Below are 18,830 nucleotides of genomic sequence, written 5' to 3' on the forward strand. Positions count from 1 at the left end.
GTAAGAGAATTAAGGCCGCCCCTGAGCACCATCCTCACTCACCCAACCCACCCGCCTCCATCACATCCCAACAAGCCCCCATGGTGTGATAGTCCACCTTCCCAGCCGGCGACTTGGTGTCTTCCAGCTTGCTGCCATCGGCAGCCAGAATACGAAACCAGCCCCCATGATGGTGATCGATCATGTGCGCCCAGCTCCACGCCCAGATGGCGTGATACTGCTGGCGGAAACGGTCTTCCCCGGTCACGCGCCAAAGCCGCCACGCGCTGGCGAAAGACTCGGCCTGGACCCAGAAATATTTGTCCGTGTCATAGGGCTGCATGTCCGGATCGAAACCATAGATCAGCCCGCCATGCTGCACATCCCAACCATGCCGCCAGGCGGCATCCTGCAATTGCGCAGCGCGCATCACATAGGCCGGACGCGGCTCCTGCGCATGGGCGATCAGCAAGAGCTTGGCCCACTCGGTCTGGTGCCCGGTCTGGAAACCCCAGGGCTTGAAAATGTTCTCGCGGTTGCCCCGGTTGTAGTCGTGATCCAATGACCAATCCTGTCGGTAATGCTCCCACACCAGATCCTGCGATTGCCGCGCCAGACCGAAGACGAAGCGTTCGATCAGCAATTGTGCGCGCTCCAGATAGAGAGCTCGTCCGGTGGCGACGTGGGCAGCCAGGCAGGCTTCGCACATGTGCATGTTGGCGTTCTGGCCGCGATAGGCGATCAGTTCACCAGCGGCTGTGATTTCATCGGCATACGCCTGATGCGCCGACTCGAAGAAGGCACTCTCCATGCGCTCATACGCCAGCGCTACCTGCTGCGCATCGCACAAACCAATACGATGCGCATGCGCCATCGCCAGCAGCACGAAAGCCTGACCATAAGCCATCACGGTGCCGTCTTCGATCTGCCCGTCACGCAAGGTCCACGCATACAGACCGGCCAGCGGCCCCGCTACATGACGGAAGCGCTCCAGGTGCGCCAGTGCATGGCGCGCCTGCTCCAGGTAGCGCGGCTGCGCCGTATGCAGGTAGGCCATCGATTGCGTGAAGACCAGGCGCGTCGCACTGACCAGATGACGATGACTGCGCTCGTAGACGCTGCCATCGTCCTTCAGGTAATGAAAAAATCCGCCCTCGGGATCGATGGCATGACGATCATAGAAGGCCAGCGTATCGGCCACGTGCGCCTGCAGAAAGGCGCGGCTTTCGACATCGGGAAGAGGCATGGGGACTCCGGGGTGAGAAGAGCGTGTCATTGGGTCGCATCCTTCTGGCGCCATTTGTCGAGGATCACGGCCAGTACGATCACCGCCCCCTTGGCCACGTATTGCCAGAACGAGGACAGACCGAGAATGGTAAGGCCGTTGTTCATCACGCCGATGATGAGCGCCCCCACCACCGTGCCCCAGATCGTGCCCACGCCACCCATGAGGCTGGTGCCGCCCAGCACCACGGCGGCAATCGCATCGAGTTCATAGCCACTGCCCCAGTTACCGTTGGCGCCATACAGGCGGCTGGCCGACATGGCCCCCGCCAGTCCGGAGAACAGGCCGCTGATCGAGTACACGAACAGCAGCACCAGCCCCACGCGGATACCTGTCAGGCGCGCCGCCTGCAGGTTGCCGCCGATGGCGTAGATGTGCATGCCCAGCACCGTCTTGCGCAGGATCAGCCAGGACAGCAGCACCACTGCCACGGCCATCCAGATCAGCCAGGGCACGTGCAGGAAGTCGCCATTGCCGATCCATTCAAAACTGGGAATGTCATTGTTCAGGACCGTGGTGCCATCGGCCAGCAGGTAGGCCGCACCGCGAAAGGCCGTCATCGTGCCCAGCGTCACCACGAAGGCATTGATGTTGAGGAAGGCCACCATACCACCATTGATCATCCCCATCAGCAGACCCGAGACGATGAACATGGGAATCGACCAGCCCGGTGCCGCGCTCAGCGATACCTGCATGCCCAGTACCGCCGACACCGCCAGGACCGAGCCGACCGACAGATCAATGCCGGCCGTGAGGATGACGAAGGTCATGCCGGCCGCCAGTACCAGATTGATGGCGACCTGGCGCAGAATGTTCATGGTGTTTTCCGCGCTGGCGAAGTTGGAGCTGCCGTCGCCGCTCAGATAAACCGTCAGGGCATAGAACAACAGGTATAGCACCACCAGCACCGGCAGCATGCCCAGCCGGTGCAGCAGCCATTGCGAAACAGTGGAAGAGACGCGCGTGGGAGCGCCGTTGTTATGTACAGGAGCAGAATGAGCCATGACTAGGAGGAATGAGAAGAGGAAGAAGACGGCAAGCCCGCGCGCGGCATGCCGGAAGCCAGTTCGCCTTGGCCATGCGCAGCAGGCATGCCACCGGCATCCGTGGCCAGGTGCATGATGGCTTCCTGGGTGATGGCCGCACCGGCCAGTTCGCCGCTGATGCGGCCCTCACGCATGACCAGTACGCGATCACAGATGCCAATGACTTCCGGCAGCTCGCTGGAGATGACCACCACCGCCACGCCCTGTTCGGCCAGCTTGTGGACCAGTTGATAGATCTCGCTCTTGGCATAGATATCCACACCCCGCGTGGGTTCGTCCAAGATCAGGACCTTGGGCGCAATCTCCAGCCAGCGCGCCAGCAAGACCTTCTGCTGGTTGCCCCCGGAAAGCTTGCCCACGGTCACCTCGGGATGCGCGACCTTGACATTGAGGCGAGCGATGGCATCGCGCGCCACGCCCGCCAGCGCACGGCTGCGCAACAGTCCCATCGTGCTGTGACGCGCAGCCACGTTCATGGTGGCGTTGGCGCCTACAGCCATCTGCAGAAACAGGCCCTGGCCCTTGCGGTCTTCCGGCACATAGGCGATACCGGCCCGCATCGCCGCACGCGGCCCGTCGATCCGCAGCCCCCGTCCTTCCAGCAGGACATGACCGCCACTGCGGGCATCGGCACCGAAGAGCAGGCGCGCCAGCTCGGTACGTCCGGCACCGACCAGTCCGGCAAAGCCCAGCACCTCGCCGGCGCGCACCGAGAAGCTGGCGGGCCTGACCTTGCCACCGGCCAGGTCCTGCACCTGCAAGACCACCGGCAGCGCCGCCGCGCGTTCCGGGGGCATGCGCTGGTGCTGATAGAACTCGCCCAGCGAGCGGCCCACCATCATCTGCACGATGCGCTCGGAATCGATCTGCTCGCGCGCCAGTTCGCCTACGAAACTGCCGTCGCGCAGCACCGTCACGCGGTCGGCCAGGGCGTAGACCTCGGCCATGCGATGGCTGATGTAGATGATGGCCAGGCCTTCGTCACGCAGCCGCCGTACCACGCCGAAGAGATGTTCGGTCTCGCGTTCGGAGAGCGCAGCCGTCGGCTCATCCATGATGACGATGCGGCTGCGATGCACCAGGGCGCGGGCGATCTCGACCTGCTGCTGTTCGGCGATGGAGAGTCGTCCGGCCTGGTCGGAGGCACGGAAGGCCGCGCCCAGTTGCCTGAGGACGGCATCGGTGCGCTGGCGCATGGCGGCATGGTCGATCAGGCCCCAGCGGCTGCGCAGCTCGCTGCCCATGAAGACATTGGCGGCCACGCTGATGTTGGGCGCCACCGCCAGTTCCTGGTAGATCAGGTTGATGCCGGCGGCGCGGCTGGCACCGGGGTCGCGCAGCGACACCGGTTTGCCGTCCAGCAGGATCTGTCCGCCGTCCGGTGCATGCACGCCTGAGAGCACTTTCATGAGGGTGCTCTTGCCGGCGCCGTTCTCGCCCATGAGCGCATGGATCTCGCCGGGGCGAATGGTGAGCTGCATATCCGACAGCGCGCGCGTGGCCCCGAAGGACTTGCTGATGCCGGTCATCTGCAAAATGGGAGTGGAAGTCATGGCATTCGAAGAAAGCTGCCGCCTGGTGGCAGGAACGTCCCGAAACAGGGGCGTGTCCCGGCCGCAGGGACGGCGGATCCGGCTCGCCCGCCTGCGCGGCAAGCCGGTGCAGCGGCGGCCTCAGTTGGCCGGGACCCAGCCCTTGTAGTCGGCCACGTTGTCACGCGTGATCAGCTTGACCGGCAGCAGCTTGACGGCCTTCTCCGGGGTGTGGCCATTCATGACCTGATAGCCGATGGCCACGCTCTCGGCGGCCATGCCATAGGGGTCCTGCGCTGGCGAGGCAGCAAAGAGCGACTTGCTGTCCTTGAGCGCGCGCTCGGCATCGGGCGCACCATCCACGCCGGTGATGAGCTTGATGTCGCTGCGCTTGGCCTGGCGGATGGCCAGTTCGGCACCGATGGCGGTGGGATCGTTGATGGCGAAGACACCATCGATCTTGCCGTGCGCTGCCAGCAGGTTGGACATGGTGGTCATGCCGCCATCGCGACTGCCGCCGGCGTTCTGGTTGTCGGAGAGGATCTTGATGCCGGGCGACTTCTTGAACTCGGCCTTGCAGCCGGTGACGCGATCCATCACCGCCGATACCGGCGGCCCATTGACGATGACCACGTTGCCCTTGCCCTGCAGCTTGTCGACGATGAACTTGCAGGACTCGGCACCGGCCATGGTGTTGTCCGACATGACGGTCACGTCCGCGCCCTCTGCGGCCACGTCCACCGCCACTACGACGATGCCGGCTTTCTTCGCCTTCTTCACGGCCGGGCCGATGCCCTTGGAATCGGCCGCGTTGAGCACGATCATGTCGACCTTGTTGGCGATGAAGTTCTCGATCTGCCCCACCTGGGTGTTGAGGTCGTACTTGGAGGAGACCACGGTGACCTTGGCGGCCGGATTGATCTTGTGCGCGCCGCTCTCGGCCCCCTTGGCAATGGCCACGAAGAAGGGGTTGGCGAGGTCGCCGAGGGTGACGCCAACGGATCTCAGGGGCTTGTCCGCTGCCTGCGACGGCATTGTGACGGCAGCCAGCCAGACAGTGGCGCAGGCAATGGCGAGGGTTTTCTTGATCATGCTTGTCTCCGTTCTTGTTGGAAGTGCGAGGGGGATGGCCGGGCCCGTTGCGGCCCCATTTCTTCTTGCTGCTTGCTGCTTGCTGCTTGCATGTGCGCCGGGCAGCTCAGTCCCGGCGGAAAATCTGGTCTGCGCGAGTCCGCGTGGTCTCGATCAGCGCTGCATTGACTTCGTCGCTGTTCATGACCCAGGCCGCGGCCTGCTCGGCAGTGCGACCGAATTGCACGTGGCGGGCGATCAGGCGCTGCCGACGCAGTGCCGGGTCAATATCGACATACCACACCTCATCGAGCAAAGGCCGCACGTGCGCCCAGTGACCGCGGTCGAGCAGCAGGTAATTGCCTTCGGTGATGATGAGCCGTGTCTCGGGAGCAATGGCGATGCTGCCGGCAATGGCTTCCTCGATCTCGCGCAAGAATTGCGGGGCGTAGATGACTTCATCGGCACCCTGCTGCCGTAAACGTGACAGCAGCCGGACATAGCCCGCACTGTCGAAGGTATCTTCCGCGCCCTTGCGTGAGGCGCGGCCCAGCCGTGCCAGCTCGGCATTGGCCAGGTGGTAGCCATCCATGGGCAAGATCACGGCCTGCCTCAGGCCCTGGTTATGAACATGCGCCAGCAGCGCCTGGGCCAGGGTGGACTTGCCGCTGCCGGGTGGGCCGGCAATGCCGAGTAGGGTGCGCTGGCCACGGGCCAGCAGCGCCGCAAGCCGGTCGCTGAAGACTGCCGGAATCATGGTCGACTCATTCCTTTTTCTAAGGACCGCACCGAGGGCAGTCCGTACGCGCCAGGCGCATTCCTTATTGAAATACAGCACAACAGCAAGGCCTTCTGCCGTGCTTTCCTCTCCCGTTGTCCAGGCTGCTGGCGGCTGTCGTGCCAGCCGGATGGCAGCATCAGAAAATTTCGGAAAGCCGATAAACTAAGCGATTCCGTCTCTCAAATCTCAGCGCTCCTGAATATTCATACGTAATTTCTAATTATTGCTAGTTCCGCGTCGTCAAGGCGATGAAATTTTCCTCGAATATTTTCAATATCGATCTGCTTATGAGTAAGTCAGAGACATGAAAAAAGGACGCTACCGGAGGGGGAGCGTCCTTGCTTGTTTGCTTAATGCGCCGGGCGGCGCAAGGAAGATTGCCGAACCCTTTCAGGCCGTGGCCAGCGCTGCCGCGTCGGCCACGACGGTGGCATAGCGGTCGGCCAGCTCGGTCAGCGCCACGCGCTGCACCTCGGCTGCTTGCACCGGTGCACCGCCCAGCGGATCCGGCAGGTCGCGGGTGGCGCAGGCGGCGGCCACCACGGTCGAGGCATAGCCGTGGTCCAGCGCCGAACGTACGGTGGCGCTTACGCACATGTGGGTAGCGAATCCGGCCACGATCAGGGACTTGCGCCCGGTCTTGCCAAGGGCCGCATCCAGGGTGGTCCCGGCGAAGGCATTGGGCAGGCCCTTGGGCAGGACCAGCTCGTCACCCTGCGGCCCCACGCCATCGATGATGGCCACATGCGGCCCTTGCGGATCGAACATGGCCCCGCCCGGCTTGCCATGGTGGACGACGTGAATCACCGGCGCACCGGCGGCACGAGCCTGGCGCAACAGCTCGGCGATCTGGCCGACGGCAGCATCGATGCCGGCCAGGGGCGCACGCCCGGTGGTGTATTCGGTCTGATGGTCAATGATGAGCAGGACGGCCTCTTGCCAGGTGGCGGCACGCGCGCTGCCACCGGCAATCTGGATCAGGGTCTGAGGTGTGGACATGGCAGTTCCTTGTGAAAAAAAGTTCGAGAAAATTGAAAAAAACGCAGCAGCTGTTCGGAAATGCACAGGGACGGATCATCTTAGTCCGATAAAATTCGCACTGCCATTCACCGAAATCGCCACCCACCTGTGAAAAAATTAACAGCCTCCTCGAAGAGCGTGCGCGTACCTGCGCACCAGACCGTGCATGCAGCCCTGGATGCCGACTGGGAGAGCCTGCGCAGTTTCGCCGCCTTCATCGAGGCCGGTAGCCTCTCCGGTGCGGCGCGTGCGCTGGGCGTCACGCATGCCACCATCGGCCGTCGTCTGCAGCAACTGGAAGACGCCCTGCAAGCCCCGCTGTTCCTGCGTCGCGCCGAGGATGTGGAACTGACGCGCCTGGGCGAGAGTGTCCTCACTGCCGCGCGCGCCATGCAGGAACAGACGCGCCAGCTGGCGCGCACTCTGGCAGGGGAGGACCTGCGCCTGGAAGGCAAGCTGCGCCTGGCCTGCACCGATGCCATCGGCACGATGTTCCTGGCCCCGCGCCTGCCGCAGCTGTTGCAGCAATGGCCGGCGCTGGATGTGGAACTGGCCATGGGGCACCAGACCCTGAGCCTGGCCCGGCGTGAGGCCGACCTGGCATTGCGTTTCGGCAAGCCGCAGGATGGCGAGCTGATCGCCAGGCCACTGGGTGCGGTGCGCTTCTACCTCTGTGGCACGGCCGAGAAGATTGCGCACTGGCGGCGCGCGCCCAGGTCGACGCCCTTCGTGGCCTATGACGATGGCGTGCCCGACATTCCGGAGACGCACTGGATCGCCGCCCATGCGGCCGGCAACCCGGTACGTTTTCGCAGCACCAGTCTGGTGGCGCAGTGCATGGCGGCGCGCGCCGGGGTCGGGATGGCCCTGCTGCCGAGCTATCTGCTGGCCCCGGAACTGCAGACTGTGGAGTCCACGCCACAGCTGCAGCGCGAGCTGTGGGCGGTGTTCCATCGCGATCTGAAAGCCCTGCCGCGGCTACGGGCGGTGCTGGCCTGGCTGCAGGACTGCTGCGCGCAACTGTGATATCTGCCTTGCAGACAAGCCCGGCGCGCCCTCGCGGGCGCTGGCCGCGACGCTCGGTGCTATAATCGCGAACCTCCGGGGATGGGCTCCTCCACCGCTGCAGCAACCGATTCCAGCGGCCCGCCGCCCTCCTCCTCGCCGGCGCGCGCATGTTCCATGCGTCCTTCCTGCGCTCTTGCCCTGATAACGATTTATGCAGAAAAAAGTATTCATCAAAACCTTCGGCTGCCAGATGAACGAGTACGACTCGGACAAGATGGCCGACGTGCTCCATGTCGCCGAAGGCCTCGTCAAGACCGACCGTCCGGAAGAGGCCGACGTGATCCTGCTCAACACCTGCTCCATTCGCGAGAAGGCGCAGGAGAAGGTGTTCTCCGACCTGGGCCGCCTGCGCGCGCTGAAGAAGGACAATCCTGATCTGTTGATCGGCGTGGGCGGCTGCGTGGCCTCGCAGGAGGGCGACGCCATCATCAAGCGCGCGCCCTTCGTGGACATGGTGTTCGGCCCGCAGACCCTGCATCGCCTGCCGCAGATGATTTCCGAGCGGCGCTACAGCGGCCGCCCGCAGGTGGACATCAGCTTCCCCGAGATCGAGAAGTTCGACCACCTGCCGCCGGCGCGAGTGGAAGGTGCCACCGCTTACGTCTCCATCATGGAAGGCTGCAGCAAGTATTGCAGCTACTGCGTAGTGCCCTACACGCGCGGCGAGGAAGTCTCGCGCCGCTTCGAGGATGTGCTCACCGAAGTGGCCGGACTGGCCGACCAGGGCGTCAAGGAAATCATGCTGCTGGGCCAGAACGTCAACGCCTATCGCGGCGTGATGGAAGATGGCGAGATCGCCGACTTCGCTCTGCTCATCGAATACATCGCCGAGCTGCCGGGCATCGAGCGCATCCGCTTCGTGACCAGTCATCCCAAGGAATTCTCGCAACGCCTGATCGACACCTACGCCAAGGTGCCCAAGCTCTGCAATCACCTCTACCTGCCGGCGCAACATGGCTCGGACCGCACGCTGGCCGCGATGAAGCGCGGCTATACGGCGCTGGAATACAAGTCGGTGATCCGCCGCATGCGCAAGGTGCGCCCGGATATCACGGTGCAGTCGGACTTCATCGTCGGTTTCCCCGGCGAGACCGAGGAAGATTTTGAAGCGCTCATGAAACTGGTGGCCGATGTGGGCTTCGACAACAGCTTCTCCTTCATCTTCAGCCCGCGTCCCGGTACACCTGCGGCCAACCTGGCCGACGACACCCCGCAGGAGGTCAAGCTGGCGCGCCTGCAACGCCTGCAGGCCGCGCTCAATGACAACGCGGCAAAGATCAGTGCGGCGCAGGTCGGCACGGTGCAAAAGGTGCTGGTGGAAGGCGTTTCCAAGCGCCGCGAGCATGAACTACAAGGCCGTACCGAGAGCAATCGCGTGGTCAACTTCGACGGTGGCCCGAACGGTCAGCGCCTGATCGGCGAGATCATCGAGGTCCGCGTTACCGAAGCCTTCCCTTTCTCGCTGCGTGGCGAGATCGTGCCCCGTCATTGATGATTCAATCCCCCTAACCGGAATCGTGCGTTGAAAAAAATCCCCAACCAGCCCCATCACTTCACGCCCCAGCCGTTGGACAACAGGCGCCTGGCCAACCTGTGCGGTGCGCTCGATGAAAACCTGCGCCAGATTTCGGCCGCGCTGGACGTGACCATCTTCCGCCGTGGTGACCGCTTCGTGGTCACCGGCACCAATGCCGAGCGTGCGGTGGAAGTACTGGAACGCTTCTACGAGAAAGCCGACCGCCCCGTGGCGGTGGACGATATCCAGCTGGCCCTGGTCGAGCAGCGCGCCAACGCCGCCGCCGATGAAGAAGCGGGCCTGCCGCCGCTGCCCGCGCGGCGCGGCAGGGCAGCCGCCGCTGCCGCCGCTGCCGCCACCGAAGACAAGGACAGCCAGGACCCGCTGCCCGAGAGTCCCATCCTGAAGACCCGCAAGCATGACCTGCGCGGACGCACGCCGCACCAGAGCCAGTATCTGAACGCCATCCTGGAACACGACATTACCTTCGGCGTCGGCCCGGCCGGCACCGGCAAGACCTACCTGGCCGTGGCCTGCGCGGTCGATGCGCTGGAGCGCGACGCCGTGCAGCGCATCGTGCTCACCCGTCCGGCGGTGGAAGCCGGCGAGCGTCTGGGCTTCCTGCCGGGCGACCTGGCTCAGAAAGTCGATCCCTATCTGCGCCCGCTGTATGACGCGCTGTATGACCTGCTCGGTTTTGATCGTACGCAGAAGCTCTTCGAAAAGCAGGCCATCGAGATCGCACCACTGGCCTACATGCGCGGCCGCACGCTGAACCACGCCTTCATCATTCTCGACGAGGCGCAGAACACCACGCCGGAACAGATGAAGATGTTCCTGACCCGCATCGGCTTCGGCAGCAAGGCCGTCATCACCGGTGACGTGACACAGGTCGACCTGCATCACGGCCAGAAGAGCGGCCTGGTCGATGCACTGTCGGTGCTGCACGATGTGCGCGGCATCGCCTTCTCGCGCTTCACCAGTGCCGACGTGGTACGCCATCCGCTGGTGGCGCGCATCGTCGATGCCTATGATGCTGCCGGCAACGCCAAACCCGATACCGCGCGCGCCACTGCCCGCACTGCCACCAATCTCCTGACCAAATCCGCCAAGCCGCGCCATGCCAAAACATAAACTCACGCTGTCGGTGCAATATGCCGACGACCGCCTCAAGGACAGCATCACCCGCCCTCTCCTGCGCCGCTGGGTGCAGGCGGCCCTGTTTGCGCCGGCCGAACTGACGCTGCGCTTCGTCGGTTCGGAAGAAGGCCGCGACCTCAACCGCGACTATCGCGGCAAGGACTACGCCACCAACGTGCTGACCTTCGCCTATACCGAGGATGAGGACAGCGAAGTCACCGAAGCCGACATCATCTTCTGCACCGATGTGCTGGAGAAGGAAGCGGCCGAGCAGAAGAAGACCGTGGAAGAACATACCGCCCATCTGGTCGTGCATGGCGTGCTGCATGCGCAAGGGTATGACCACGAGGACGACGAGGAAGCCAACGAAATGGAAGCCCTGGAAACCGAGATCCTGGCGACCCTGGGTTATGACAATCCCTACAAGTCACGCTGAACGCGGCAGCGCTCTTGCCGTTGAGGCAAGAGCCGGCTGGTTGCTCCGGACGGTCTGCTGATGCAGGCCGTTTTTTTTCGGAGGCATTTCCGCCGACTTTCATTTTTGTTGCTTTGCCTCACGTTATTGCTGATTTATCCATCAAAAAAGTAATCGGTTTTCCCGATGCGATCATCGAATTTTTCGTTTCATATCGGAGCAACAATCGAACCGTGATTTTCTCTTGATATTTAACTCGACATTTCAGGAAAATCCCGATGGGAAGCGCGTTCTGGCTGAACGAGAATGCTTGCATACCAATTCCTATCGGGGGGATGTCATGAGGAACTTGAAGATCGGCCAGCGACTTGGCCTTGGTTTTGCCGCCGTACTGGTCCTGCTGGTGGCGGTGGCCGCCTTCGGCCTGCAGCAGGTGTCGCGTCTGAATGATCGTATCGTCTTCCTGACCTCCGTCGATGAGGGCAAGCTGGAAGCCCTTTCCAAGGTGCAATTCGCCATCGGCCTGCGCGCCATTGCCGCACGCAATCTTGCGCTGGTGCAAGGGACGGCCGAGCAGAAGGGGGATCTGAACCTGGTTGGCAGCTCGCAGAAGGATATCGATGCCGGCATGAGCCAGTTGTCCCAGCTGATGCAGCATCCGGTCACCACACCGCAAGAGCGCGAGATGCTGGAGCAGTTGCGCAAGCTGGAAGCGCAATATCTGCCGATCGCCGTCAACATTGTCAATCTGGCGACCTCGCAGCAACAGGAGGCGGCACGCGCCTCTCTGGTCAAGGACTGCATGCCCATTCTCAACCGCGTGATTGCGCACGTGGAACAGTTCAAGAAGGAGCTGCGCAAGAATTCCGAAAACAACGTGCAACAGGCCGAAGCCGCCTACAACATGGCCAAGTGGACCATGATCGTGGCCTGCCTGGCAGCCCTGACGCTGGGGGGGCTGGTCGCCTGGCTGCTGACCCGCTCGATCTCCCGCCCGCTGGCCCAGGCCGTGAGCGTGGCGCAGAGCGTGCAGTCGGGTGATCTGGGCAGCCACATCGAAGTCACCAGCAAGGATGAGATGGGTCAGTTGATGGCAGCATTGAAGGGCATGAATGACAGTCTGGTACAGATCGTCGGTGAAGTGCGCCAGGGCACCGACACCATCGCCGTGGCCTCCGATGAAATCAAGCGCGGCAACATGGACCTGTCCCACCGTACCGAGCAGCAAGCCGGTTCCCTGCAGGAAACCGCCTCGGCGATGGAACAGCTGACGGCCACCGTCAAGCAGACTTCCGACAATGCCCGCGAGGCCAAGCGCCTGGCCGACAACGCATCCGATGTGGCGACCCGGGGCGGGGCCGCGGTGGGCCGTGTGGTCGAGACCATGCACGCCATCAGCACCTCGTCGCACAAGATCGTGGACATCATCAGCGTGATTGACGGCATCGCCTTCCAGACCAACATCCTGGCTCTGAACGCGGCCGTGGAAGCCGCCCGTGCCGGCGAGCAGGGTCGCGGTTTCGCGGTGGTCGCCTCCGAAGTACGCTCCCTGGCCCAGCGCTCGGCCGTGGCCGCCAAGGAAATCGAGGCCCTCATCAATGAGTCGGTCGCCAAGGTCGTCGCGGGTGAAAAGCAGGTCAGCGAAGCAGGCTCGACCATGGATGAGGTCGTCAAGAGCATCCAGAGCGTGACCCACATCGTGCAGGACATCAGCGCCGCCAGCGCCGAGCAGACCGCCGGCCTGGAACAGATCAACAATGCAGTGGCCCAGATCGACGAAACCACCCAGCAGAACGCCGCCCTGGTGGAAGAGGCCGCCGCTGCCGCTGCCTCGATGCAGCAGCAGAGCGTGTCCCTGACCGAACTGGTGAGCGTGTTCAAGCTGGCACCGGCCCAGGCCACGGCCATTCCGGTCCGGCACCTGGAACAGGCACCGGCGCAGGCGCTGAGCGGCCGCGGGCTGCAAGAACTGGGCTACGCCTGAAGACCACACTGACGATTTTTCCCTGAGGACGTATTTGCCGGCATCGCGGATGCCGGTTTTTTTTTTGCAGCCTGCAGCGAGATGAAGACGTCACCATTGCCAAGATGCAAGCAGGGCCGCAGCCCGCTGTGGCGGGGCCTTTAGTGGACTTGTCACATAATTGTTGTATCCTATGGCTCTTCGAAACTACGTCGGGCTCGCGCCTAACGCCATGCAAGATCACCCTAGTAGCGTCAAATCTGACGCTAAACCTCATCGTTCCCTGTTTGAACGACTCACCGCACTGATTTCCCCCGAGCCCGAGAACCGGGCAGAACTGCTCGAAGTGTTGCACGACGCCCACGAGCGCAATCTCATCGATGCCGACGCGCTGTCGATGATCGAAGGCGTGTTCCAGGTCTCCGACCTGGCCGTGCGCGACATCATGGTGCCGCGCTCGCAGATGGACACCATCGATATTTCCAAGCCGATCGAAACCTGGATGCCCGAAGTGCTGGCCACGTCCCACTCGCGCTTCCCCGCCGTGGATGGCGAGCGCGACAAGGTGATCGGCATCCTGCTGGCCAAGGACCTGCTGCGCTACTACGCCGAGGACTCCTTCGACGTGCGCGACATGCTGCGCCCGGCCATCTTCATTCCCGAATCCAAGCGTCTCAATGTGCTGCTGCGCGACTTTCGCGCCAACCGCAATCACATGGCCGTGGTGGTGGACGAATACGGCGGCGTGGCCGGCTTGATCACCATCGAGGACGTGCTGGAACAGATCGTCGGCGACATCGAGGATGAATACGATTTCGATGAAGCCGAAGACAATGTGCTGGCCCTCAAAGATGGCCCGCACGGCCCGCGCTGGCGCGTCAAGGCGCTGACCGAGATCGAACAGTTCAATGAAGAAGTGGGCAGCCGCTTCTCCGATGACGATGCCGACACCATCGGTGGCCTGGTGGCCAACCATGTGGGCCGCGTGCCGCGCAAGGGTGATGAATTCGACATCGATGGCCTGCACTTCGAAGTGCTGCGCGCCGATGCGCGCCAGGTGCATGTGCTGCTGGTGTCCAGGCTGCCTGCGGCGCCGCTGGACCAAGAATGATCGCCTGACCTGCCTGCCGTAGCCACTGTGACTTCCCCCTCTTCCCAAAACCTGCCGCTGCCACGCGGCGCCACTGCTGCGCGCGGTCGCCTCGGCACGGCGCTGGCGCTGTTGCTGCCGGTACTGGCTGGTGCCGTCAACGTCTTCGCCTTTGCCCCCTTCAAACTGTGGCCCCTGCAGATCCTGGCCCTGGCCTGGCTGTTCCATGGCGTGCTGGCACAGCCGCAGGCGTCCACCGGCCGACAATTCCTGCGCGGCTGGTTGTACGGATTCGGCTGGGCGGCGGCGGGCGTGCACTGGCTCTACATCAGCATGCACGACTACGGTGGCATGCCGGGCTGGATGGCGGCGCTGGCGGTGGGTCTGCTGGCACTCTACCTGGGCTTGTATGCCGGTGTGGCCACGGCACTGGCGGGCTGGCTGCGCCATCGCTGGTCGTCTTCTCCGCTGCTGCTGGCGCTGTTCATGCTGCCGGCACTATGGGCCTTGTCGGAATGGATGCGCGGCTGGGTGTTGACGGGCTTTCCCTGGCTGGTCTCGGGCTATGCCCACACGGTGGGTCCGCTGGCCGGTTTCGCGCCGTTGGGCGGGGTTTATTTCATCGGCTGGATCGCGGCGCTGATCGCGGGCAGCCTGGCACTGCTGTGGATGGGCCTGTCGCGCAAGGGCGTGGCCGGTACCGGCCAGCGCATCATCCTTCCATTGTGTGTCGCCGCCCTGCTGTGCGCCGGCGGCGTGGCGCTGCGACTGGTGCAGTGGACCACGCCGCAAGGCCAGCCGATCACGGTGCGCCTGTTGCAGGGAAATATTGCGCAGGAAATGAAATTCTCCAGCGATGCCCTGGTCGCTACCCTGGGCATGTATGAACAGATGATCAGCGCCGCCCCGGCCGACCTGATCGCCACCCCCGAAACCGCCATCCCGCTGCTGCCACAACAGTTGCCGCCGGATTACCTGGAGCGACTGGCCCGTTTCGCGCAGAACAGCGGCAGTCACCTGGCGCTGGGCATCCCCTTGTCCGACGGCCCGCAGCTCTATGCCAATTCGGTGCTGGGTTTCGGTCCGGGCGTGGGTTCTGCCTTGATGCCGTATCGCTACGACAAGCATCACCTGGTGCCCTTTGGTGAATTCATTCCGACGGGCTTTCGCTGGTTCGTCGACCTGATGCACATCCCGCTGGGCGACATGACGCGCGGAGCGCCGGTGCAGTCGCCCTTCGGCGTGAAGGACCAGTGGGTGCTGCCCAACATCTGCTACGAAGACTTGTTCGGCGAAGAAATCGCCCAACAGCTGCGCGCTGCCTATCGCGCCGGCCAGCCGCAGGCCAGCCTGTTGCTGAACCTGTCCAACATCGCCTGGTTCGGCAATTCGATTGCCCTGCCCCAGCACCTGCAGATCTCGCAGATGCGCACCCTGGAAACGGGCCGTCCGATGCTGCGCGCTACCAACACGGGCGCCACGGCCGTGATCCTGCCGGGTGGTGCCACCAGCGAACTGGCCCCCTACACGCGCGGGGTGCTCTCCGGGCGGGTACAGGGCTATGCCGGCCAGACGCCCTACATTCTGCTGGGCAACAAGCTCGTCGTCGGGCTGGCCCTGCTGATGCTGCTGCTGGCCTGGGGCCGCAACAAGGCCGCGCGCATCCGTCACTGAAATCCTCCCCGAGGGCCGGCCGGCGCCGCGCCCCGGCAAAACCGGGTCAAACGCCCCAAAAGGCGCTAAAATTCAAGGTTTTCGCAATTCCTCCGCCGGTTCGCCAGGCCACCACACACGATGCTGACATTTCAACAAATCATCCTCAAGTTGCAAGAATATTGGGACGCCCAGGGCTGCGCACTGCTGCAACCCTACGACATGGAAGTCGGCGCGGGGACCTCGCACACCGCGACCTTCCTGCGCGCCATCGGCCCGGAACCCTGGCGTGCCGCCTACGTCCAGCCCTCGCGCCGTCCCAAGGATGGCCGCTATGGCGAGAACCCCAACCGCATGCAGCATTACTACCAGTACCAGGTAGTCTTGAAGCCGGCCCCGGAAAACATCCTGGACCTGTACCTGGGCTCGCTGGAGGCGCTGGGGCTGGATCTGAAGAAAAATGACGTGCGTTTCGTCGAGGATGACTGGGAAAACCCCACCCTGGGCGCCTGGGGCCTGGGTTGGGAAGTCTGGCTCAATGGCATGGAAGTGACTCAATTTACCTATTTCCAGCAGGTCGGCGGGCTCGACTGCAAGCCGGTGCTGGGCGAAATCACCTACGGCATCGAGCGTCTGGCGATGTACCTGCAGGGCGTGGAAAACGTCTATGACCTGGTCTGGACCGAGTGGACCGAGAACGGCGTCAAGAAGCACCTGACCTATGGCGACGTGTTCCACCAGAATGAAGTGGAACAATCCACCTTCAACTTCGAGTATTCCAACACCGAGTTCCTGTTCTCGCTGTTTTCCAACTACGAAGCCGAAGCCAAGCGCCTCATGGAAGTGCCGCTGGCGCTGCCGGCCTACGAGCAGGTCCTCAAAGCCGCCCACACCTTCAACATGCTCGATGCCCGTGGCGCCATTTCGGTCACCGAGCGCGCGGCCTACATCGGCCGCATCCGCAATCTCTCGCGGGCGGTGGCGCAGGCCTATTTCGAATCGCGCGAGCGCCTGGGCTTCCCCATGCTGGGCGCAGGTCCGGCCAAGGCTGCGGCCTGAAGCGCAACGCCATGACATGATGCGGCGCCGGTCCGGTTTTCGCCGGACCGGCGTCCCGAGCAAGACAGCAAGACAGACAACATGAACCAGACACTCCTCGTAGAACTCGTCACCGAAGAACTCCCGCCCAAGGCGCTGGCCAAGCTGGGCGATGCCTTCGCCACCGGCATCTTCAATGGCCTGCAAAGCCGCGGCTATCTCGATGCCGGCGCCACTGCCACCGCTTACGCGACGCCGCGCCGCCTGGCCGTCTCCATCACGCAAGTGCGCGCCGCCTCACCGGACAAATCGATCCGCGAAAAAGTGCTGCCGGTAGCCGTCGCATTGGACGCCGAAGGCCGCCCGTCGGCACCGCTGGTCAAGAAGCTGGCCGCACTGGCCGCCTCCACCGGTGCCACCGTCATCACCCCGGACCAGCTGGAACGCGCCCAGGATGGCAAGGCCGAGAGCTTCTTCTACACCTATACCGCCAAGGGTTCGGCCCTGGCCGTGGGCCTGCAGGCGGCGCTCGACGAGAGCCTGTCCAAGCTGCCCATCCCCAAGGTGATGAGCTACCAGCGCCAGTTCGGCCGCGCCGCCGGTGAGACCGTGCACTTCGTGCGTCCGGCCCACTACCTGGTGGCACTGCTGGGCAACGACGTGGTGCCGATCAATACGCTGGGCCTGGATGCCGGCCGTACCACGCTGGGCCATCGCTTCCTGTCCTCGGGCGCGCTGCAGATCGCCTCGCCGGACGCCTATGTCGAGGCACTGGCCACGCAAGGCAAGGTCATCGCCAGCTTCACCGAGCGCCGCGAAAAAATCCGCACCGCACTGCTGGCCAAGGCCGGTGGCGATCAAGTGCTGATGCCGGAAGCGCTGCTCGATGAAGTGACCGCCCTGGTGGAATGGCCGGTAGTCTATGAATGCAGGTTCGAGGATGAATTCCTGGCCGTGCCGCAGGAATGCCTGATCCTGACCATGCAGACCAACCAGAAATATTTTGCGCTGACCGACGCCAATGGCCGTCTGCGTTCGCGCTTCCTGATCGTCTCCAACCTGGAGACCGATCGCCCCGAACACATCATCGGCGGCAACGAGCGCGTGGTGCGCCCGCGTCTGTCGGATGCCAAGTTCTTCTTCGAGCAGGACAAGAAAAAATCCCTGGCCGATCGCGTGCCGCAACTGGCCAACGTGGTCTACCACAACAAGCTGGGCAACCAGCTGCAACGCAGCGAGCGCGTGCAGGCACTGGCCGGCAAGATCGCCAGCCTGCTGGGCGGCGACGTCAAGCTGGCCGAGCGCGGCGCACTGCTGGCCAAGGCCGACCTGCTCACCGACATGGTCGGTGAATTCCCCGAGCTGCAAGGCATCATGGGGACCTACTACGCCCGTCACGATGGCGAAGCCGACGAGGTGGCACTGGCCGCCTCCGAGCACTACCAGCCACGCTTTGCCGGCGATGCGTTGCCGACCACCGCCACCGGTACCGCCGTGGCCCTGGCCGACAAGCTGGAAACCCTGGTCGGCATCTGGGGCATCGGCCTGCAGCCCACCGGCGACAAGGACCCGTTCGCCCTGCGCCGCCATGCCCTGGGCGTGCTGCGCATGCTGGTCGAGAAGCGTCTGCCGCTGTCGCTGAGTGCCTTGCTGGATGCGGCGGTGGGGCTGTTTGCCGGCAACGCCAACTTCAAGGATCCGCGTGCCGATGTGCAGGCCTTCATCTACGACCGTCTGCGCGGCCTGCTGCGCGAGCGCGGCTTTGCGCAGAACGAAGTGGAAGCCGTGGTGGCGCAGCAGCCCGACGTGCTGGACAACGTGGTGGAACGCCTGCAAGCCGTGCAAGCCTTCGCCGCCTTGCCGGAAGCCGAGGCCCTGGCCGCCGCCAACAAGCGCATCACCAACATCCTGAAGAAGATTGAAGGCGTGGCCATCGACGCCCACGGTGCCGTGCAGGAAAGCCTGTTGCAGGAAGCCGCCGAGCAGGGCCTGTTCGCGGCCATGCAGACCACGCGCCCGCAGGTGCAGGCGGCCTATGCAGCGGGTGACTTCGCCGGCGCACTCAAGGCCCTGGCGCAGCTGCGCCAGAACGTCGACGCCTTCTTCAACGACGTGATGGTCAATGCCGAGGATGAGCAGCTGCGCAAGAATCGCCAGGCCCTGCTGGCATCGCTGCATGGCATGCTCAACCAGGTGGCCGACATTTCCAAGCTGGCGGCGTAATCCATCCCGC

15 protein-coding genes are annotated in these 18,830 nt (G+C 63.7%); 9 read left to right on the forward strand and 6 right to left on the reverse strand.

The genetic code is table 11. From position 1 onward, the window contains the following. Nucleotides 1-34 precede the first annotated feature (34 nt). The 6 genes from HWE01_RS10690 to HWE01_RS10715 all read right to left on the reverse strand — a co-directional run bounded on the left by HWE01_RS10690 (nucleotide 35) and on the right by HWE01_RS10715 (nucleotide 6,693). On the reverse strand, nucleotides 35-1,225 hold the full coding sequence (locus HWE01_RS10690) for an AGE family epimerase/isomerase (protein ID WP_241821804.1): 1,191 nt from the start codon (nucleotides 1,223-1,225) through the stop codon (nucleotides 35-37). A gap of 26 nt (nucleotides 1,226-1,251) precedes the next feature. Then, nucleotides 1,252-2,268, reverse strand: coding sequence for an ABC transporter permease subunit (locus HWE01_RS10695; protein ID WP_241821805.1), 1,017 nt, complete (start codon nucleotides 2,266-2,268; stop codon nucleotides 1,252-1,254). 2 nt (nucleotides 2,269-2,270) lie between these two features. After that, entirely contained in the window at nucleotides 2,271-3,863 is a 1,593-nt protein-coding gene (locus HWE01_RS10700; protein WP_241821806.1) for a sugar ABC transporter ATP-binding protein, read from the reverse strand. Nucleotides 3,864-3,983: 120 nt separating this feature from the next. Further along, nucleotides 3,984-4,934: an ABC transporter substrate-binding protein gene (locus tag HWE01_RS10705; protein ID WP_241821807.1), complete on the reverse strand. Its 951-nt coding sequence runs from the start codon at nucleotides 4,932-4,934 to the stop codon at nucleotides 3,984-3,986. A gap of 106 nt (nucleotides 4,935-5,040) precedes the next feature. After that, a complete protein-coding gene (locus HWE01_RS10710) occupies nucleotides 5,041-5,670 on the reverse strand; it encodes a nucleoside/nucleotide kinase family protein (RefSeq protein WP_241821808.1) in 630 nt (209 codons plus the stop codon). Nucleotides 5,671-6,084: 414 nt separating this feature from the next. After that, the gene (locus HWE01_RS10715; RefSeq protein ID WP_241821809.1) at nucleotides 6,085-6,693 is read right to left on the reverse strand and encodes a cysteine hydrolase family protein; all 609 of its coding nucleotides are present in this window, start codon (nucleotides 6,691-6,693) and stop codon (nucleotides 6,085-6,087) included. 195 nt (nucleotides 6,694-6,888) lie between these two features. On the opposite strand from HWE01_RS10715, the gene HWE01_RS10720 reads away from it, so the two are divergent. The 9 genes from HWE01_RS10720 to glyS all read left to right on the forward strand — a co-directional run bounded on the left by HWE01_RS10720 (nucleotide 6,889) and on the right by glyS (nucleotide 18,820). Beyond that, nucleotides 6,889-7,740 (forward strand): LysR family transcriptional regulator, encoded by an 852-nt coding sequence (locus tag HWE01_RS10720; protein ID WP_175342819.1) that lies wholly within the window; start codon nucleotides 6,889-6,891, stop codon nucleotides 7,738-7,740. A gap of 193 nt (nucleotides 7,741-7,933) precedes the next feature. Continuing rightward, the gene (gene miaB, locus HWE01_RS10725; RefSeq protein WP_008325709.1) at nucleotides 7,934-9,274 is read left to right on the forward strand and encodes a tRNA (N6-isopentenyl adenosine(37)-C2)-methylthiotransferase MiaB; all 1,341 of its coding nucleotides are present in this window, start codon (nucleotides 7,934-7,936) and stop codon (nucleotides 9,272-9,274) included. Between the two features lie 30 nt (nucleotides 9,275-9,304). After that, on the forward strand, nucleotides 9,305-10,432 hold the full coding sequence (locus HWE01_RS10730; RefSeq protein ID WP_241821811.1) for a PhoH family protein: 1,128 nt from the start codon (nucleotides 9,305-9,307) through the stop codon (nucleotides 10,430-10,432). Further along, nucleotides 10,419-10,874, forward strand: a complete 456-nt coding sequence (gene ybeY / locus HWE01_RS10735) for an rRNA maturation RNase YbeY (RefSeq protein ID WP_008325707.1) — start codon at nucleotides 10,419-10,421, stop codon at nucleotides 10,872-10,874. The genes HWE01_RS10730 and ybeY overlap by 14 nt, the downstream gene beginning before the upstream one ends. Nucleotides 10,875-11,193: 319 nt before the next feature. Further along, nucleotides 11,194-12,837: a methyl-accepting chemotaxis protein gene (locus HWE01_RS10740; protein ID WP_241821812.1), complete on the forward strand. Its 1,644-nt coding sequence runs from the start codon at nucleotides 11,194-11,196 to the stop codon at nucleotides 12,835-12,837. A 211-nt stretch (nucleotides 12,838-13,048) separates the two neighbouring features. Further along, the gene (locus HWE01_RS10745; RefSeq protein ID WP_034349678.1) at nucleotides 13,049-13,927 is read left to right on the forward strand and encodes a CorC family transporter; all 879 of its coding nucleotides are present in this window, start codon (nucleotides 13,049-13,051) and stop codon (nucleotides 13,925-13,927) included. Nucleotides 13,928-13,954: 27 nt separating this feature from the next. After that, nucleotides 13,955-15,580 carry an apolipoprotein N-acyltransferase gene (gene lnt / locus HWE01_RS10750; RefSeq protein WP_241821813.1) on the forward strand — a complete coding sequence of 542 codons (1,626 nt, stop codon included), beginning with the start codon at nucleotides 13,955-13,957 and terminating at the stop codon, nucleotides 15,578-15,580. Nucleotides 15,581-15,700: 120 nt separating this feature from the next. Next, the gene (glyQ, locus tag HWE01_RS10755; RefSeq protein ID WP_175342665.1) at nucleotides 15,701-16,618 is read left to right on the forward strand and encodes a glycine--tRNA ligase subunit alpha; all 918 of its coding nucleotides are present in this window, start codon (nucleotides 15,701-15,703) and stop codon (nucleotides 16,616-16,618) included. 81 nt (nucleotides 16,619-16,699) lie between these two features. Continuing rightward, nucleotides 16,700-18,820 carry a glycine--tRNA ligase subunit beta gene (gene glyS / locus HWE01_RS10760; protein WP_241821814.1) on the forward strand — a complete coding sequence of 707 codons (2,121 nt, stop codon included), beginning with the start codon at nucleotides 16,700-16,702 and terminating at the stop codon, nucleotides 18,818-18,820. The last annotated feature ends 10 nt before the right edge of the window (nucleotides 18,821-18,830 follow it).

The sequence above is a fragment of the Herbaspirillum sp. C7C8 genome (assembly GCF_022627875.1).
In the GTDB taxonomy this organism is placed as follows: Bacteria; Pseudomonadota; Gammaproteobacteria; order Burkholderiales; family Burkholderiaceae_D; genus Herbaspirillum.

What these genes read in the sequence shown, in the direction of transcription:
- HWE01_RS10690 (WP_241821804.1), bottom strand. Translation starts at nt 1,225, where the DNA reads ATGCCTCTTCCCGATGTCGAAAGCCGCGCCTTTCTGCAGGCGCACGTG.
- HWE01_RS10695 (WP_241821805.1), bottom strand. Translation starts at nt 2,268, where the DNA reads ATGGCTCATTCTGCTCCTGTACATAACAACGGCGCTCCCACGCGCGTC.
- HWE01_RS10700 (WP_241821806.1), bottom strand. Translation starts at nt 3,863, where the DNA reads ATGACTTCCACTCCCATTTTGCAGATGACCGGCATCAGCAAGTCCTTC.
- HWE01_RS10705 (WP_241821807.1), bottom strand. Translation starts at nt 4,934, where the DNA reads ATGATCAAGAAAACCCTCGCCATTGCCTGCGCCACTGTCTGGCTGGCT.
- HWE01_RS10710 (WP_241821808.1), bottom strand. Translation starts at nt 5,670, where the DNA reads ATGATTCCGGCAGTCTTCAGCGACCGGCTTGCGGCGCTGCTGGCCCGT.
- HWE01_RS10715 (WP_241821809.1), bottom strand. Translation starts at nt 6,693, where the DNA reads ATGTCCACACCTCAGACCCTGATCCAGATTGCCGGTGGCAGCGCGCGT.
- miaB (WP_008325709.1), top strand. Translation starts at nt 7,934, where the DNA reads ATGCAGAAAAAAGTATTCATCAAAACCTTCGGCTGCCAGATGAACGAG.
- ybeY (WP_008325707.1), top strand. Translation starts at nt 10,419, where the DNA reads ATGCCAAAACATAAACTCACGCTGTCGGTGCAATATGCCGACGACCGC.
- HWE01_RS10740 (WP_241821812.1), top strand. Translation starts at nt 11,194, where the DNA reads ATGAGGAACTTGAAGATCGGCCAGCGACTTGGCCTTGGTTTTGCCGCC.
- HWE01_RS10745 (WP_034349678.1), top strand. Translation starts at nt 13,049, where the DNA reads ATGCAAGATCACCCTAGTAGCGTCAAATCTGACGCTAAACCTCATCGT.
- glyQ (WP_175342665.1), top strand. Translation starts at nt 15,701, where the DNA reads ATGCTGACATTTCAACAAATCATCCTCAAGTTGCAAGAATATTGGGAC.
- glyS (WP_241821814.1), top strand. Translation starts at nt 16,700, where the DNA reads ATGAACCAGACACTCCTCGTAGAACTCGTCACCGAAGAACTCCCGCCC.